The following is a 16383-nucleotide window of genomic DNA, read 5'->3' as shown; positions in this document are numbered from 1 at the left end:
TAATTTGTGTACGTTGGTAAACCCATCAAGCGAATTGAAGATCCTAAATTCTTAACTGGAGGCTCAACATACGTTGATGATATAGAACTTCCAGGAACGTTATTTGTGGTATTTCTTAGATCTGTTAAACCACATGCGAAAATAAAAATAAAGAAGAACCATAACGGCATATTTACCGGTGAGGATATAAATCCAGGTAGTGATTTTCCCATACCGGTTGAGGAGACTACTTACGTTGGCCAACCGCTAGCAATGGTGGTAGGAAGAGATAGATATGAGGCTTATGACTTATTAGAAAGTATAGAAATAGAGTATGAGGAATTACCTTACGTTATTGATCCACAAGAGGCTTTAAAGAATGATGTAAAAGTTTACAGTAAGAAGGAGTCTAATATTTACGAGTATAAGAAATGGGAAGCGGGAAACGTTGAACAAAGTCTTAAAGAAGCTGACCTAGTAATTAATGGAGAGTTATATAACCAAAGAGTAATAGCGAATCCCTTAGAAACTAGGGGTGTCTTAGCTTACTTTGATGGTAATAGGTTAAATGTATGGTCATCTACCCAATCGGCCCATTATCTAAGAAGAAACCTCATAAATTTTCTAGGAATTGATAACATAAGAGTGATTCAGCCTGATGTGGGAGGAGCGTTTGGGAGTAAAATTATAGCTCATCCGGAGGAATATGCCATATCTAAGCTAGCCTTAAAATTGAAGAGGCCACTAAAATGGATACCCACGCGCTCCGAGGAAATGCAGAGCGCTGGTCATGGAAGAGATAAGAGATTAAGGTTTAAGGTTGGAGTAAAGAGAGACGGTACGATACTAGGTCTAGAGGGTACTTTGATTGCTGATTTAGGTGCGCCTTATCCAGACGCAAACGATGACGAAATAGGTAATGTTCACAGTACAGTTAGAATGATGTTGGGACCTTATAGGATTCAAAACATAAGGATTGAACATTACGCAGTAAACACCAATAAGGCACCAACTCAGTCGTATAGGGGAGCTGGTAGGCCGGAAGCCACATATTTTATAGAGAGAATAATTAACATAATCTCGTTGGAACTAGGAAAGGATGAATTTGATATAAGGGAAAAGAATTTGATTCGAGAATTACCATACAAGAACGCCTTAGGTATAACCTATGATACCGGCGATTATGTGGGACTACTAAATAAAGCAAGAGAATATTATCAGAGGTTGAAAAATGAAGCTAATGTGGATGAATGCGTAGGTTCAAGCATGTATGTAGAGATAACAGCATTTGGTCCTTGGGAGACCGCTAGAGTTCTAGCTAAAAGTGATGGAAAAATTATGATAATAACTGGTAGCGGTCCACATGGACAAGGTGATGGGACTGCCTTTGCTCAAATAGTAGCTGATGTTTTAGAGGTACCAATAGAGAACATTGAGGTTAGATGGGGAGATACCGATATAATTTCAGATGGAATAGGAACTTGGGGAAGTAGAACATTAACAATTGGAGGCTCAGCGATATATAAGGCTGCCGAAGAATTAAGGAGAAGACTAATTGAGGTTAGCGCAAAAATGCTAAATGCAGATACGGAAGAAATAGAATATAAAAATGGCGTATTTTCTCATAAGAAGAGTAGTAAGAGTGTTACTATTAAGGAGGTAATACAGAACGCCTATTCAATGGGATACTCCTTAGATGTAACTTATGTCTATAACGTGGCTAAACCAGGTTACACTGTACCCTATGGGGTTCATATGGCATTAGTTAAGGTAGATAAGGAGACTGGAAGCGTAAGAGTGAAAAAATATGTCGCACTTGACGATGTGGGAAAAGTTATAAATCCATTACTTGCGGAAGGTCAGATAGTTGGCGGAGCGGTGCAAGGGATAGGGCAAGCAATATATGAAGGAGCAATATACGGCAAGGAGGGATACTTACTAAATTCAAACCTAACCGACTATGGGTTTCCGACTGCAGTAGAAGTCCCAAGGATTGAATGGCATTACATAGAAAAGGGATTCTCAAGTCACCCTACTAATTCTAAAGGGATAGGCGAGGCTGGAGCTATTGCATCAACTCCTGCAGTAATAAATGCGATAGAAAAGTGTACCGGAAAAAGAATAGTCAACATTCCTCCAAAACCAGAAGAGGTTATTTAATTCATGCAAAGACATGTTATGTCATCTAAGGATGCTAAGATTTTCATTAACAAGATAAAAGAGAAATATAATATTGACATTTCAAATGCAAAATTAGAGGTAGGCAAGGAGAAAAAGGAAACTTGGTACTATGTAAACGATATTTTAGCTTTCTTTGACGACATAATTCCCACACTTTGTGCAATAATGAAACTAAAGATCAGCCTCCCTTACGTAATTATAGATGAGGGAGCTGTAAGAGCGGTCAGTAAAGGAGCTGATCTTTTCGCCCCTGGTATAGTAGAATATGGTTGCGAATGCAAAGAGAATGATATTATTTTGGCTAAAACCAAGACAAATCTACCTGTTGCCGTACTAAGAGTTTTGATGCCAAAGGATAAGGCTCTGGTTGAAAAGAGGGGAAAATTCGCCATTAATCTCCATCATGTAGGAGATACAATATGGGAGATGTGTAATGGCTAACTTTTCTATCGTTATACCCACTTATAATGAAAGGGACAATGTCGTAAAACTAGTTGAGGAGATAAACAATATAGTACCGTATACCTCGAGAATCCTCATTGTAGACGATAATAGTCCAGATGGAACTGCATTAATACTGCAAGACTTAAACATCCATAATCTAACTGTGTTAGTAAGATATAATGAAAGGGGTCTAGGATCAGCACTAAGATATGGAATTAAAAAGGCAATAGAACTGGAATCGGACTTCATAGTTACAATGGATGCGGACTTTAGTCATGACCCAAAATATTTACCAGAAATGATGAAAATTGCCTTAAATGAAAATTGCGATCTAGTCATAGGTTCTAGATATGCAAAGGGGGGTGGGATAAAAAATTGGCCCTTTAGCAGGAGAATTATAAGTAGGGGAGCCAATTTTCTATTTAAGTTGGTATCACATTCGCCTATTAACGATAATACTTCAAATTATAGAATATACTCACGTAAAGCAGCGTTATTGGCGTTAGAATGTGATACCACAAATGGCTATGAATTTCAAATATGCTCCATATTCAAGATTATAAGAAATAATCTCACGTTTAAGGAGTATCCCATTATTTTCGTAGATAGGAAAACTGGAAAAAGTAAACTAAATTTTAGAGAAATTTTAAATTGGTTCCTTTATATAGTTAAGCTTTCCCTTTCTTCTTGAGTTTTTCTAACTCTCCTTTAATCGCTTCTATCTCCTTCTTAAGTAATGTTATCTCGTTTTCATGATTCTCCAAGGTTTTTAACAACTTCTCGCTGTCTGGATGTTCTACCTTATCTTCCTTAAGTCTTATATTACCATCTTGATCCATATCAACTAGTCCTAGTCTTTGTAGTTCTCTAGCGTAACCCTTGGCAGTCTTTGGAGATACTTTTATTTCTAGAGCGAGATCCTTTACGTTTATACTACCCTTGTTTTTTAGAATATTTACTATATCTTGAAGCCTAGGAGTAAGTTCCATATATAATAGCTAACCATAGAATCTCTTTTAAATATAAAGTCATATCAAATTAAGAGAGAATTGACACTACTACTAAAAGAGAATGATGTAATAAATTTACTGGATTACAAACAAATTTATGAGTCATTATTGAACGCATTTCTACTTTTTGATAATAAACTAGCAATAAATTTAGAAAGAAGTAGAATATCATTTCACGGAACTACTCTTACGTTTCAAGCTGCGGCTATGGAAAACTATATGGGATACAAAACTTTCATTTCAGGTAGCCATTTAACGTTCTTATATGATACCGCCGGTAATTTCCTAAGCATAATAGAGTCCGATAGGCTATCACAAGTTAGAACTGCTGTATTATCAATACTTGCAACAGATTATATATATGGAGACTTCTCCTCACTAGGAGTAATTGGTTTGGGAAAGTATGGTCTAGCAATTGTTGAGATTGCAAGTCAACTAAGGAAAGGAATTAAAATTAATATCTTTACCCCTTCCCAACAAAGAATGGAAAAAGCTTTAGCCATATTTAGGAGTGAAGGTATAGATGTTTCGCCTAAAGATTCTATTAAAAAGATTTGTGAAGAAAGTGAAGTTATAACAACGATAACTAAGGCTAAGGATCCATTTTTGAAATTAGAATACGTAAATCATAAGAGAATACACATTAATGCGATGGGTTCTAATATACCAGAAAAGATTGAGATTTTCCCAGAGGTAATAAAAGCGTCAAATTTGATTGTTGTTGAAGAATTAGAGCAGAGTTTAAAAGAATCTGGAGAGTTGGTCATTGCAAAGAAAATGGGAATGCTGGATATAAGTAAGATAACTCTCTTGTCGTCAATACTATCTAGAAGGATTAATGTAGTCAGAGAGGGAATAACAATCTTCAAATCTGTAGGTATAGGTCTTGAAGATTTAGCAGTAAGTAGACTTATCTATGAAAAAGCTTTAAGGAAGGGTTTAGGTACTGAAATAGAGGTAAAAGGAGTTTGGTATCGAGAATCGGAAAAGAAATAGAGATTTCACCAGTTGAATTAGGATCGCAAATAGCCAAAAGAGTTAAAATTAACATGGCCAGCGGAACGCCAGATCCTAGTAGAATACCCCTAAAGGAAATAGAAGAAGCGTATAACGAAGTTCTGAACGAACTAGGTTCGAAGGTATTATTTTACCCTGGAGCTGGAGGACAAGATGAACTTATAAGAGAAATAGAAGATAAATTCCTACCTCTTTTAAACTTGAGCAAAAGAAAAAGTGAAAGAATAGTTGTTACAAGCGGAGCACAACATGCAATGGAATTATTAGGCAAATACTTCCTAGAGAATGATGTCATAGCTGTTGAGAATCCAACCTTCATAGAAACTTTTAACGCGCTAAAATTGAGAAGTTCATCTGTAATTCCAATATCGTTAGATTCTTCCGGAATTAACGTTGATGAACTCGAAACCCTACTGAAAATTGTTAAAATCAAATTGTTATATGTTATTCCAAATTGTCATAACCCAGCTGGAGTTAACATGTCCGAATGTAAAAGAAAGACATTAGTAGAACTGGCGGAAAAATACGATTTCTACATTATAGAAGATGATCCATATAGGCCAATAGCTGGAGAAATTCCAAATCCAATAAAAAACTACGACAATACCGGTAGAGTAATATACGTAAGTAGTTTCAGTAAAATAATAGCACCGGGGTTAAGAGTAGGATTTCTCATAGCAAAGGAAGATATAGCTGAAAAAATTAGCTTAATGGAACAATTGGACTTCTCTACATCAACCATAAACCAATATGTAGTAGCCAGATTACTAAGAAAAGGGATTGTAACTGAGAGATCAAAGGAACTTTATGAACATTATAAGAGTAAAATGAGAGTATTAGTAGACTCCCTTATAGATAAAGGATTAGACAAGTTTAACGAGCCTAAATGTGGTTTCTTTCTTCTCTTGGATGCAGGTAAAGATAGTTGGAACGTTTTCCATAAGGCTGTAGAGAAAGGTCTAAGTTTTGTTCCAGCAAAGCCTTTCTTTTTAAGGGGAGGGGATACAATGACTAGACTAAGTGTTTCAGTGGTAACGAAGGAAGAAATAATTGAGGGAGTCAGAATCCTTAATGAAGTCATAAGGAACGGTTAACCAAAGACCACTTCTTCTACCTTAGAAATGAAATCCTTTACTTGATTCTCATAAAACGGAATGTCGTCTTGATCCACATTCCCACTTAAATAGCAATCATAATGTAATGTCAACCCTAAGCTCCAATAATATTCTACCCAATCTCCTAATATGTTAGATAATTCCTTTACAACCTCATTTCTTGGTTTATATTGTAAAGAGAAGTAATAAGTAAGGAGTTTTATTCCAGCATTTATTGCCTCATACAACATTTCGCATACTACTATTGGAGAATTAACTGTACTACTGAGATCATAATAGAATTTTGATGTTGAAATGAAATATGTGTAAAACTCCTTTTTAGGCTCATTTACTGTTTCCACGATATTATACTTGTACTGTATTATTTTAAAAAGTAAGCGTCGCGCTACTACACTTTAATAACAGGGAGTAAGGAAAAATATATGAAATAAATGAAGTTAATTTACTTTTCACTTATCTTGACTGCAGTATCTCTATTGGTAGGAAGTATAATGCTATTGAATTTTGTACCGCGAATTTTCACAGTTGGTACATTAGTTATTGTGGTATTTCTAATTATATCTTTATTTTTAATTAATAAATATAATTTCTTAAAATATATATTACTCATTTTAGCAATATTAGCTATTATTATCTCATCTTCTTCTGGAGCACATATACAAGCTTTTAGAGAGTTTGGCCAATCTTTATACATCACAACACTAGATGTTTTAATGATCCTGGGTTTCTATGTAGGGCCCATCTTATATATAATAGCACTCCTTAGAGATAATTTAAAAAGGTAAGATTACTATAATTAAACTCTGTGGAAGTTATAGATCCGCATGCGAGAGTAGCAGATTTGGTAGGACTCTTGTACTCTTTGGAAAACACGTTCAATGGAAAGACAGACCTATATATGTTAGAAAAGGAGATGGAAGTAGATTTGGACGATCTAATGCCAATAGTATATACAGCAAATTCCTTAGGTTTCATAACAGTAGGTGAGGGAGACATAATAATAACTGATAAAGGTATGGAATTCCTTAAGTCAAATCTCAAAAGAAGGAAGGAAATCATCAGAGATTCCATAAAGAAAATTGAACCCTTTAAAACTACTTTAGAATTGAAGTATTTTACAATAGAGGAATTGAAATATATTCTTGAAAAGAAAGGAATCCAAGTTTATAATAGCCCAGAGGGTCTTTACGATTTACAAATAACTTTAGTGGAATGGGGGGTCTATTCAGGATTACTGAAAAAGGAAGGAGACAAGTTTATTGTAGTTACGACTTAGCGTAATGCTAGAGAAGTATATAAATATATTAAACAAGAAGAGTCTTATGAAACAAGAAAAGGGAGAGGAACTCGTTCATTATATTCATGAAGCTGACACTTTTAGGACTAAAGTCTTTGGTATACAAGATGGTCTAATAGGAGTAGGTGCAATAGTGTTAGGTGCTGCCGGATTCTCACACGACGCAATTGCAGTATTGGTAGCTGGTTTAATTGCAACGATTGGTCAAGCGTTTTCCATGGGTATTGGAGAGTATATAAGCACAAGAGTTAGAATGCAAGTAATTCAGAACGAGATAAGAAAGGAAAAATACCAGTTGAGAAAGTTCCCAGATAAGGAAAAACAAGAGTTGGTTGAATTTTATATTAAGAAGGGCTTCAATAAGGAGGTTTCAGAAAAAATAGCAGATTACTTACTAAAAAATGAGGATGTAGCCTTAGAAGAGATGTTAATGCATGAACTTAAAGTATTTCCAGAAGAGTTTGAAAGCCCAGTTAAGCTTGGCTTCCTCATGTCCTTTTATTTGATAATAGGAGGACTCATACCAATATTATCATTTGCAATAAGCGCCTACTTTAGGCAATTCGAGTTCAACTTTGCGTTAATCACATCAATATTACTGGTGATTATAACTCTTGGAATATTTGGTGTATTAGGAACTAAGTACACTGGATTAAGCAAACATAGAGGAGCCCTAGAGCAAATAGGTACTGGACTAATCGCACTTATGGGAAGCTATGTAGCTGGAATGGTATTAGCACACTTTATACCGGTTTCATATTTACCTTAACCCTCACCTGCATTTAATAAATTAGCTAATCCTCTAGGTATCCTGGCTGGCCTATTATCCTCCTTAAATAACTCTTTTCTCCTTGCTTCCAATATTAATGGCTCCAAATTTAAATACTCAGCAGCAGTAGTCACTCTTACGCCTAAGTCCTTAGCGATATCATAAACTGGTTTTAAAACTTCAGCGTAGTTAATGTCCCTTAGGACGTGATGATCAATAATTACTGTTTCAAGTCCATTCTTGACTATTTCCTCCATATTCCTAATTGACTTTTCTAGTTCTTCTTCTTTTAACGCCCTACCTAAAAGATAACTTAGAGGGCCATCAATTATAATAGTTTTTGGCATCTTTTCCTTTGTGAACTTTAAATGTACATCTTTTGGGGCACCTTCTATATCAGAAGTGAATATTACTGTCGAGTCCTTATCACTTATCGCAACTTGAATCACATAGCCTAATCTTTCATCGGCACCATGTGGAACTGCTGGAGAAAAGGAGATAGTAGTATGACCAAGCTCGAATGTCTTACCATCTGCTATTTCTATTTTACTTGGTTTGTCTTTTATAGATCGCAGGAACCTAGGAGCCCTCCTATATTTTTGGCTATTATTTATCATATTTTGAGGATCTTTTATAAATACTAACTTATTCTTGTAGATATCCGTTGGTATAACGTATCCAGGGTCATGATGATCATAATGATAATGAGACACTACTATTACATCAACATCTTTTGCAACATCTACTAAAACCTTAGCCAATTCCGTTAGTCTATCCACTTCTCTCTGATGAGGTGGAAGATTATATCTTCTTGGGGCTAAGGAAATGGCAGGGTCTACTAGAACTCTAAGGTCTTTAGTTTCTACTAAGGTTGCTTGAGATCTTACACCTAAACTTTCAAACGCTATTGGTGTAATTTTCATTTAAAAATACCTTATATCTTATGCGATTAAAATCTAATAGTAGAAATGTCTAGTGTAATTTCCCTTAAATCTTTCCTTACGTTTTCTATGTCTATTTTAGCCATCCTGATTCCGTAGTTGGTCCTTTTCTTTTCTATATATTTACCTAACCCATATATCGTAAACCCAGATATGGTAGTTATGTGAAATGGATCGTCTAGGCCAAGAGCTATAAATCTTCCTACTCCTTGAATTACTTTACCCCGTGGCTCATAATCACCCAATAACTCCTTGAACATATATACATTATTGGCTTCTAAGATTAAAAGAGATTAGGATATCAGAAGAGTATGACGATAAACAAAAAATATATTATTAGACATGGGTATGAAAAATAATGCTGGAAATTCTACTAATAACGTTAAGTGGTATAGTATCTTCATGGACTGTGTATAATAGTATACTATCAATAGTTGGCGTAACATGGAAACCATTTGAAAGTAAAAATCATAGTGGAATAACCTTTAGTCTGATAGTTCCGGTTAAAAATGAGGAAAGAGTACTTCCTAGGTTATTAGATCGGCTTGTAAATCTAGAATATGATAAATCTAAATACGAAATAATTGTAGTGGAAGATGGATCAACTGATAGAACTGTCCAAATCTGTAAAGAATATGAGGCAAAGTATAACAACCTTGTAAGATGTTATAGTCTTCCAAGAGCTAATATACCAAATGGGAAAAGTAGAGCATTAAACTTTGCCTTAAGTATCAGTAAGGGAGAAATTATCGGTATATTCGATGGAGATACAGTACCAAGATTAGATATTTTAGAGTATGTTGAACCGAAATTTGAGGATAGTAATGTTGGTGCTGTTCAAGGAAAGTTAATTCCAATAAATGTAAGGGAAAGTGTAACCAGTAGATTAGCTGCTATCGAGGAATTGATATATGAATATTCAATAGCTGGAAGAGCAAAGGTGGGTCTCTTTGTTCCAATAGAAGGAACTTGTTCTTTCATAAGGAAAAGTTTAATAATGGAATTGGGAGGATGGAATGAACACTCTTTAACTGAAGATTTAGATATTAGCCTTAAAATTATAAATAAGGGTTATAGGATTATCTACTCCCCAACCGCTATTAGTTGGAGGGAAGTTCCAGTTAGTTTGAGAGTTTTAATTAGACAAAGGTTAAGATGGTATAGAGGACATCTGGAAGTGCCTTTGGGCAAGCTTAGGAAAATCGATCTAAGAGTAATAGATGGAATGCTAATAGTACTTACCCCATTTTTCATGGTCTTAAATCTTGTGAACTATTCTCTGGTATTAGTATACTCTTCATCCCTATACATTGTCGCAGCCAGTTTAGTTTCTTTGGCCTCTCTGCTTTCGTTAATACTTATAATCTTAATAGCAAGAAGACACATGATAGAGTATTTCTATATGATTCCTTCGTTCGTTTATATGAACTTTATTGTAGCGCTAAACTTCACTGCAATATTTTTAGAGTTAATAAGAGCGCCTAGAGTGTGGATAAAGACTGAAAGGAGTGCCAAGGTTACGGGGGAGGTTATAGGATGATAACTGAGTTTCTACTAAAAAAGAAATTAGAAGAACAGTTAAGCCATGTAAAGGAAGAGAATACTATATATGTAACAGATTTGGTAAAATGCCCCAGAAAAGTAAAATATGAGAGCGAATACAAAGAGCTCGCAATTTCTCAAGTTTATACACCTTCAGCTATTTTAGGAGACATATTACATCTTGGCCTCGAAAATTTATTAAAGGAAAACTTTAGTGCAGAAGCTGAAGTTGAGACTCAGAGAGAAATTCAAGTCGAAGGTAGAGTTTACAAAATTAAGGGAAAGGCTGATGCAATAATCAAAAATAATAGCGGTGAAATTATAATTATTGAGATAAAAACTTCTAGGAGCGATAAAGGATTACCTTTAATTCACCACAGGATGCAACTACAAATATATTTATGGTTATTTAATACAAAAAAGGGGATACTAATCTACATAACTCCAGATAGGATTGCGGAATATGAAATAAATGAACCTTTAGATGAAGCAACAATAGTAAGACTTGCAGAGGATACAATAACGTTAAGGAACTCGCCTAGATTCAATTGGGAGTGCAAATATTGTATATTTTCAGTCATTTGTCCAGCCAAACTAACCTAAAATTAATATTTTTTATCGGTATAGTTAAATTGTGCACACTAGACCAGTAGTAGCCACAATAGCTGGTAGTGACAGCGGAGGAGGTGCTGGATTACAAGCAGATCTAAAGACGTTTACTGCATTAGGAGTTTTTGGTACAACAATAATAACCGGTTTAACTGCGCAGAATACAAAAGCAGTAACAAAAGTATTAGAGATACCACCAGATTTCATTGAAGCTCAGTTTGATGCAGTTTGTCAAGATTTACGACCATCTCATGCAAAAACAGGTATGCTGGCTTCAAGTAAAATAATAGAACTTGTGCTAAGAAAGATTAAGGAATATCAAATAAAACTAGTTTTAGATCCCGTAATGGTTGCGAAATCTGGATCACTATTAATAACGGAGGACATCTCAGAACAAATAAGAAAAGCGATGAGAGATGCTGTAGTTTCTACTCCCAATAGATATGAAGCTGAGATAATAGCCAATGCCAAGATTAATAGTCAAGATGATGTTATAAAAACTGCAAGAGAAATATATTCTAAATACGGAAACGTGGTTGTTAAGGGATTTAATGGAGTAGATTATGCTATAATTGACGGAGAGGAAATAGAGTTAAAGGGAGATTACATTGGCACTAAAAACACGCATGGTAGTGGAGACGTATTTTCTGCCTCCATAACTGCATATCTCGCCTTAGGATACAAACTTAGGGATGCAGTAATTAGAGCTAAAAGATTTGCTTCGTTAGCAATCAAATACGGTTTAGACTTAGGAGGAGGATATGGACCAGTTGACCCGTTTGCTCCTGTAGAGTCTATAGTAAAGAGAGAAGAAGGAAGAAATGAGCTAGAAAACTTACTTTGGTTCTTAGAGTCTAATCTCAACATTACACTTAAGCTAATTAACGATACTTCTAAAGTAAATGTGGCATATATGACAAAGTATAGTGACGTGCTAAGTTTAGCTGGGGGGTTAATAAAATATTTAGATAAAATAAAGATTGACGGACCAATACTTAATAACGTAAGTAATGAGATAACTAAAATCATGAGAGAAACATCTAGTGAAAAAATAGGGATATTATTACCGTTAACTGATAAAATACTAGATGCAGCGGAAAAAGGTAAAATAAAATTGAGTAAAAGTGGTATTAATGGTGACGCGATATTACGGGATAATATGGTATTAGTCGTGGGTAAGGATAAGGATGATTTAATAAGAAAACTAAAAGAGGTAGTCCTAGGTTGATAGCTGTAGTAGGAAGTTATAACGTTGATGTAATATTGAGAGTAAGTAAAATACCGGAAATTGGAGAAACGGTAATAGCTGATGAGGTATACATAACTCATGGAGGGAAGGGCTCAAACCAAGCAGTATCAGCTTCAAGATTAGGAAGTCATGTTAAAATAATCGCTGCAGTGGGAGATGATAAGCACGGAACGAATGCAATTGAATTCTGGAAATCGGAAAATATTGACGTATCTAAAGTTAAGATAAAGAATGGTATAAACACTGGCGCTGCATACATATTCGTTGACAAGAAAGGAAGAAATATCATTGTCGTAAACAGGGGCGCTAACTACTACTTGTCAGAAGACGATTTAAATAATAGTCTTGAGGGGGATATATTGTTAATGCAATTGGAAATAAGAGAAAGCGTAGTTAAAAAGGCTGCAAAGGAGTTTAACGGAATAAAAATACTTAATCCCGCACCAGCAAACCTTAAAAATACTGAAATCTTGTCATTAGTTGATATTATAACACCTAATGAAATAGAGTTTAAAGAGTTAGTAAATACTGATGATTTTGAGTACGGCTTAAATGTATTACTAAAGAAAGTAAAAAAGGCAGTTATAGTTACGTTAGGGGAAAGAGGAGCTTTATTAGCAACTAGGGATGGAAAAAAGGTACTTATACCATCTCCTAAAGTAAACGTTATAGATGAAACGGGAGCTGGAGATGTATTTAACGCAGCACTTTCCGTCTATTTAGAAAAGGGATTCGATCTTGAGACCGCAGTTGAATATGCAAATAAGGTTGCAGCACTTTCCGTAACTAAGATAGGAGCTTTAGGACCAAAATTAGATGAGGTGAGGAAATTCCTTGAGGAAATCGATAACGAGTAAAAGAAAAAGTAATAGAAAAGGGAAGGAGGAACATTGCACTACAGGTTTTTGTGATTTGGATTTTGTAGATGTAACGGAGCGTGACGACATGTGAAAATAACTTTTATTGGAACAAGTGCTGGTTCTAGCTTAGGATTAAAAAGGGTTAAATCCAGTATACTAATCAACGATAAAGTACTTCTAGATTTAGGCCCTGGGGCTGAGTTAAGACTGGAAGATATGAGTACACATCCAAAGGCCCTCTTTATTACTCATCTGCACGTCGATCATTTTAATGGAGTTTTCGATTATTTAGTCCAAAGGAAAATAAGGCAAATTCCGGATTTGGAAATCTACTCTACTAAAGGTTTCTTAGAAGTGCTAAACTCATACATTAGAGTAGGAAATAATATTTCAGCTAAAGTATACGAAAGCGATTTACCCAGAGGTAAAATTGACGATATGGAAATATATTCGATTCAAGCTTGTCACTCGATATATGCCGTTAGTTATATTATAAGTGATGGTAATACCAAGGTATTATATACTGGAGACACTAAAGAGCCTTGTAATACCATTCTAGAAAACATAAAAGATGTAGATTTGATTATTCATGAAACGACTTGTGTGAATAACTGTAGTGCTTGGGGGCACACTTCAATCAAACAAATATTTGAATTGTTTAGTAATAAGAGAATTATTGCCACTCATATTCCAGTTGAAATTGAAGAAAAAATAATAAGCTTCGCTAATAATAAAATACTTATTGCTTCTGATGGGTTGTCGTTAAATGTGTAGAATTCTGGCTTTTCACACTAAGGCCGAAATTTCAAAAAAATATGTTAACGCATTAATAAAGGCGAGTAGAAATGATATTTTCTCTAAGTATGGTAGCCATCCTGATGGATGGGGTCTAAGTGTTTTTCTCAAGAAAAATGATAAGTGGAAGGTAATTTATTATAGATCAGAAGATCCAATATTTGAAGATCCTAACGTTAATTATTTAATTGATATTGCCAAGGGAGAAGAGATAATTGGAATTATTCATGCAAGAAAAGCTGGTAGAAAATTTCTTACTGGAGTATCTCATGCTCATCCCTATTATGTAAGGGCAAACATCTATGATCTCTACTTTGCTCATAATGGTTCAGTTAGTAGAACGAGCTTTAAGGATAATAATAGGCCATTTACTGATAGTTATCTAATTCTGGAGGAGATAAAGACATTGATAGAAAACAATATGTCTCCATTCGAGGCGTACGTAAATACTCTAGATAAACTAAAGGATTACTCTACGAGCTTAAATTCCGGTTTAATTTATTACAATAAGAAAGAAGGGCCATCTCTTTTAATTGGATATTATTACAATAAGAATAGATTATCAAAAGAGACAAATGAGGAGTATTATAAGCTCTATACAGACAATGAAAGATACGTATTTTCGTCTACAATAAAATACTATCTAGGAGTAGATGCAGAAGAACTTATGATGGGAAGTATTATGCATCTTTGAGAAGTATAAATTCTTAAGCATGAAGATTATAATATTAATTTATGAAGGAAAGTCTCATAGAAGCAAAAGTTATAGATTATGGTAAACTAAAGGATATTCAAAAAGAAATTGTATATTACAAGCTCTATGTTGACGCATTAAGAAAGAAAGGGATTAAGGAAAAGGTAGATCCACCTCCTACCTTACCCAAATCTATTGTAACTTCAATACTTACTGGAGGAATTCCTAGAGATGGCCCACTTCAGATAGAATTAGTTAGCAATGATATAATAAAAATAAAAGAGTATAATACTTTAGTTAAAATACAAAGTGATTCTAGGCCACCGTTATACGCCATAGTGGAGTATAAGGATACCGATATAAGAGTGTATTTAGCTTATCAAGAGAACCCTAGTATAGTTGGAGTAGACCTAGGTTTACGTCACCTAATAACAATTGTTGCATTAAAGGATAACAAACCATGGAAAGTGAGATTCTTTAACGAACCTAAACTTATGGAGCAGTTTGCAAATTTCTTAAGTGAAAATCAAGGAATTATTAAGTTAGAGGAAATGAAGACTAATGCTAGAAAAATCATTTACGAAGCTGTAAGCTTTATTGAAGAATTGGAACCAAAAATAGTCGCAATGGAGAATTTGGAATATTTTGAGACGAAAACGGGTAAAGGATTACGAGCTTTACAGAATATGCTAGAAAACGAGATACGAAAGAAAGGTATTAGATATAGAAAAATAGACCCGTACAATACATCAAGGGTGTGTGCAAAATGTGGATATAAGAAAGGTGAAATACTAGGTTCGCTATTTGTATGTCCAGCTTGTGGATATAAAGCAGATAGAGATTATAATGCTGCCTATAATATAGCACTAAAATGCTACTACACTTGCTAATACTAGATACTCCAATAATTCCTCAAAATGTTTTTCTCTTCACTTAGATAGTTCATAAACCTAGACTTAACTGCATCACTTGATTTATATTTCTTATATTCTATTTTCAAGTTTGTAAATCCTTCTAAAAATGCCTTTAAACCTTTTATTAAACCTTTATCATAACCTCCCTCTAAAACTGCATATTTTCTAGTAAATTTGTTGCTAATCCTACCAAAATTATAAAACGTATACTCAGAAGCGTTAACTGAAGCCAGACCATCACCAACATAAGAGTCAAAACCAGCAGAGTACGCAACAACCACTGGCTTGAAATCGTCTAGAATAGCTTGAATAATTGGAATTAATTCCTCATATAAATCATCACTACCTAAAGGAGGTATCAGTAAGTTGATCTTAGTCCCCTCAGCGTCTTTTCCACCTATCATATCCGCAAAGCCGGTCCCCGGATAGATGGTCCTAGGATCTTGATGTACATCAATATGCAGAATATCTGGATCATCATAAAAGATTTCTTGCGTCCCATTACCATAATGTACATCAAAATCAATAATCGCCACTCTTTTTAAATTATACCTCTTAATAGGATATGCTGCGCTGTTGAAAATACAGAAACCTAAAGTAGGAGCTCCTAAAGCTCTTCCATTGACTCCAGCGTGATGACCAGGAGGTCTCACTAATGCAAATCCGTTAGTCTCAAAAGCCTTTAATGCACCACCCATCGCGTAAAGTGCGGATTCGTAGGTGTACTTGTTAGTATAAGTATCCGCATCTAAGTTCTCTTCTAATTTAGAGTGCTTTTCAACTAATTTAATATAATCTTCTGAATGTACTATTTGAGGATCATCAACCCTAACTGGTTTCACAAACTTAACCTCAAGTTGATTAATTGCAGATAATGCCTTGTCTATCCTACTAGGGTTCTCTACGTGATACTTTTTTGGAGCGTGATACTTGTATATATCGTCATAAACAATAGTTATCATTTAGC

At 34.8% G+C, this 16383-nt stretch carries 20 protein-coding genes; 15 read left to right on the top strand and 5 right to left on the bottom strand.

Annotated elements, in window-relative coordinates; all coding sequences use genetic code 11:
- The first annotated feature begins 6 nt into the window (after nt 1–6).
- The 3 genes from cutA to J5U23_RS01545 are packed head-to-tail and all read left to right on the top strand — an operon-like array spanning nt 7 to nt 3295.
- The gene (cutA, locus tag J5U23_RS01555) at nt 7–2139 is read left to right on the top strand and encodes a glyceraldehyde dehydrogenase subunit alpha (protein ID WP_218266705.1); all 2133 of its coding nucleotides are present in this window, start codon (nt 7–9) and stop codon (nt 2137–2139) included.
- Nucleotides 2140–2142: 3 nt separating this feature from the next.
- On the top strand, nt 2143–2601 hold the full coding sequence (locus J5U23_RS01550; protein WP_218259141.1) for an RNA-binding protein: 459 nt from the start codon (nt 2143–2145) through the stop codon (nt 2599–2601).
- A complete protein-coding gene (locus J5U23_RS01545) occupies nt 2594–3295 on the top strand; it encodes a polyprenol monophosphomannose synthase (RefSeq protein ID WP_218266704.1) in 702 nt (233 codons plus the stop codon). Before J5U23_RS01550 ends, J5U23_RS01545 begins: the two co-directional genes overlap by 8 nt.
- Here the strand turns inward: J5U23_RS01545 and J5U23_RS01540 are convergent.
- Nucleotides 3273–3593, bottom strand: a complete 321-nt coding sequence (locus J5U23_RS01540) for a winged helix-turn-helix transcriptional regulator (protein ID WP_218266703.1) — start codon at nt 3591–3593, stop codon at nt 3273–3275. The two genes, J5U23_RS01545 and J5U23_RS01540, sit on opposite strands and share 23 nt — an antisense overlap.
- 60 nt (nt 3594–3653) lie before the next feature.
- Here J5U23_RS01540 and J5U23_RS01535 point away from each other — a divergent pair, with 60 nt between their 5' ends.
- Nucleotides 3654–4610 (top strand): ornithine cyclodeaminase family protein, encoded by a 957-nt coding sequence (locus tag J5U23_RS01535; protein WP_218266702.1) that lies wholly within the window; start codon nt 3654–3656, stop codon nt 4608–4610.
- Complete coding sequence (locus J5U23_RS01530; RefSeq protein WP_218266701.1) at nt 4583–5725, top strand: aminotransferase-like domain-containing protein; 1143 nt, start codon at nt 4583–4585, stop codon at nt 5723–5725. Before J5U23_RS01535 ends, J5U23_RS01530 begins: the two co-directional genes overlap by 28 nt.
- Here the strand turns inward: J5U23_RS01530 and J5U23_RS01525 are convergent.
- Nucleotides 5722–6087 (bottom strand): hypothetical protein, encoded by a 366-nt coding sequence (locus J5U23_RS01525; RefSeq protein WP_012712086.1) that lies wholly within the window; start codon nt 6085–6087, stop codon nt 5722–5724. The two genes, J5U23_RS01530 and J5U23_RS01525, sit on opposite strands and share 4 nt — an antisense overlap.
- 90 nt (nt 6088–6177) lie before the next feature.
- Here J5U23_RS01525 and J5U23_RS16050 point away from each other — a divergent pair, with 90 nt between their 5' ends.
- From J5U23_RS16050 to J5U23_RS01510, 3 genes are read left to right on the top strand one after another with little or no spacing between them, the layout of a single operon-like run.
- A complete protein-coding gene (locus tag J5U23_RS16050) occupies nt 6178–6531 on the top strand; it encodes a hypothetical protein (RefSeq protein WP_314823915.1) in 354 nt (117 codons plus the stop codon).
- Between the two features lie 20 nt (nt 6532–6551).
- Entirely contained in the window at nt 6552–7022 is a 471-nt protein-coding gene (locus tag J5U23_RS01515; protein WP_218259134.1) for an AAA-associated domain-containing protein, read from the top strand.
- Between the two features lie 4 nt (nt 7023–7026).
- Nucleotides 7027–7812 (top strand): VIT1/CCC1 transporter family protein, encoded by a 786-nt coding sequence (locus J5U23_RS01510; protein ID WP_218259133.1) that lies wholly within the window; start codon nt 7027–7029, stop codon nt 7810–7812.
- Here the strand turns inward: J5U23_RS01510 and J5U23_RS01505 are convergent.
- Nucleotides 7809–8735 carry an MBL fold metallo-hydrolase gene (locus J5U23_RS01505; RefSeq protein ID WP_218266700.1) on the bottom strand — a complete coding sequence of 309 codons (927 nt, stop codon included), beginning with the start codon at nt 8733–8735 and terminating at the stop codon, nt 7809–7811. The two genes, J5U23_RS01510 and J5U23_RS01505, sit on opposite strands and share 4 nt — an antisense overlap.
- Nucleotides 8736–8761: 26 nt before the next feature.
- Nucleotides 8762–9013 (bottom strand): hypothetical protein, encoded by a 252-nt coding sequence (locus J5U23_RS01500; RefSeq protein ID WP_218259131.1) that lies wholly within the window; start codon nt 9011–9013, stop codon nt 8762–8764.
- A gap of 98 nt (nt 9014–9111) precedes the next feature.
- On the opposite strand from J5U23_RS01500, the gene J5U23_RS01495 reads away from it, so the two are divergent.
- The 7 genes from J5U23_RS01495 to J5U23_RS01465 all read left to right on the top strand — a co-directional run bounded on the left by J5U23_RS01495 (nt 9112) and on the right by J5U23_RS01465 (nt 15392).
- Entirely contained in the window at nt 9112–10293 is a 1182-nt protein-coding gene (locus J5U23_RS01495) for a glycosyltransferase (RefSeq protein WP_218259130.1), read from the top strand.
- Nucleotides 10290–10898 (top strand): CRISPR-associated protein Cas4, encoded by a 609-nt coding sequence (cas4, locus tag J5U23_RS01490; RefSeq protein WP_218266699.1) that lies wholly within the window; start codon nt 10290–10292, stop codon nt 10896–10898. Before J5U23_RS01495 ends, cas4 begins: the two co-directional genes overlap by 4 nt.
- A gap of 31 nt (nt 10899–10929) precedes the next feature.
- The gene (gene thiD, locus J5U23_RS01485) at nt 10930–12132 is read left to right on the top strand and encodes a bifunctional hydroxymethylpyrimidine kinase/phosphomethylpyrimidine kinase (protein ID WP_218266698.1); all 1203 of its coding nucleotides are present in this window, start codon (nt 10930–10932) and stop codon (nt 12130–12132) included.
- Nucleotides 12129–13010, top strand: a complete 882-nt coding sequence (rbsK, locus tag J5U23_RS01480) for a ribokinase (RefSeq protein WP_218266697.1) — start codon at nt 12129–12131, stop codon at nt 13008–13010. Before thiD ends, rbsK begins: the two co-directional genes overlap by 4 nt.
- Nucleotides 13011–13100: 90 nt before the next feature.
- Entirely contained in the window at nt 13101–13787 is a 687-nt protein-coding gene (locus tag J5U23_RS01475; RefSeq protein WP_218266696.1) for an MBL fold metallo-hydrolase, read from the top strand.
- Nucleotides 13780–14502, top strand: a complete 723-nt coding sequence (locus J5U23_RS01470) for a class II glutamine amidotransferase (RefSeq protein ID WP_218259125.1) — start codon at nt 13780–13782, stop codon at nt 14500–14502. Before J5U23_RS01475 ends, J5U23_RS01470 begins: the two co-directional genes overlap by 8 nt.
- A 41-nt stretch (nt 14503–14543) precedes the next feature.
- Nucleotides 14544–15392, top strand: a complete 849-nt coding sequence (locus tag J5U23_RS01465) for a zinc ribbon domain-containing protein (RefSeq protein WP_218266695.1) — start codon at nt 14544–14546, stop codon at nt 15390–15392.
- A gap of 2 nt (nt 15393–15394) precedes the next feature.
- Here the strand turns inward: J5U23_RS01465 and J5U23_RS01460 are convergent, their stop codons facing one another.
- Nucleotides 15395–16378 carry a histone deacetylase family protein gene (locus J5U23_RS01460; protein WP_218266694.1) on the bottom strand — a complete coding sequence of 328 codons (984 nt, stop codon included), beginning with the start codon at nt 16376–16378 and terminating at the stop codon, nt 15395–15397.
- Nucleotides 16379–16383 lie beyond the last annotated feature (5 nt).

The organism is Saccharolobus shibatae B12 (assembly GCF_019175345.1).
In the GTDB taxonomy this organism is placed as follows: Archaea; Thermoproteota; Thermoprotei_A; order Sulfolobales; family Sulfolobaceae; genus Saccharolobus; species Saccharolobus shibatae.
Note: the sequence above shows the minus strand (reverse complement) of the source record. Positions and strands in the feature narration are given on the sequence as shown.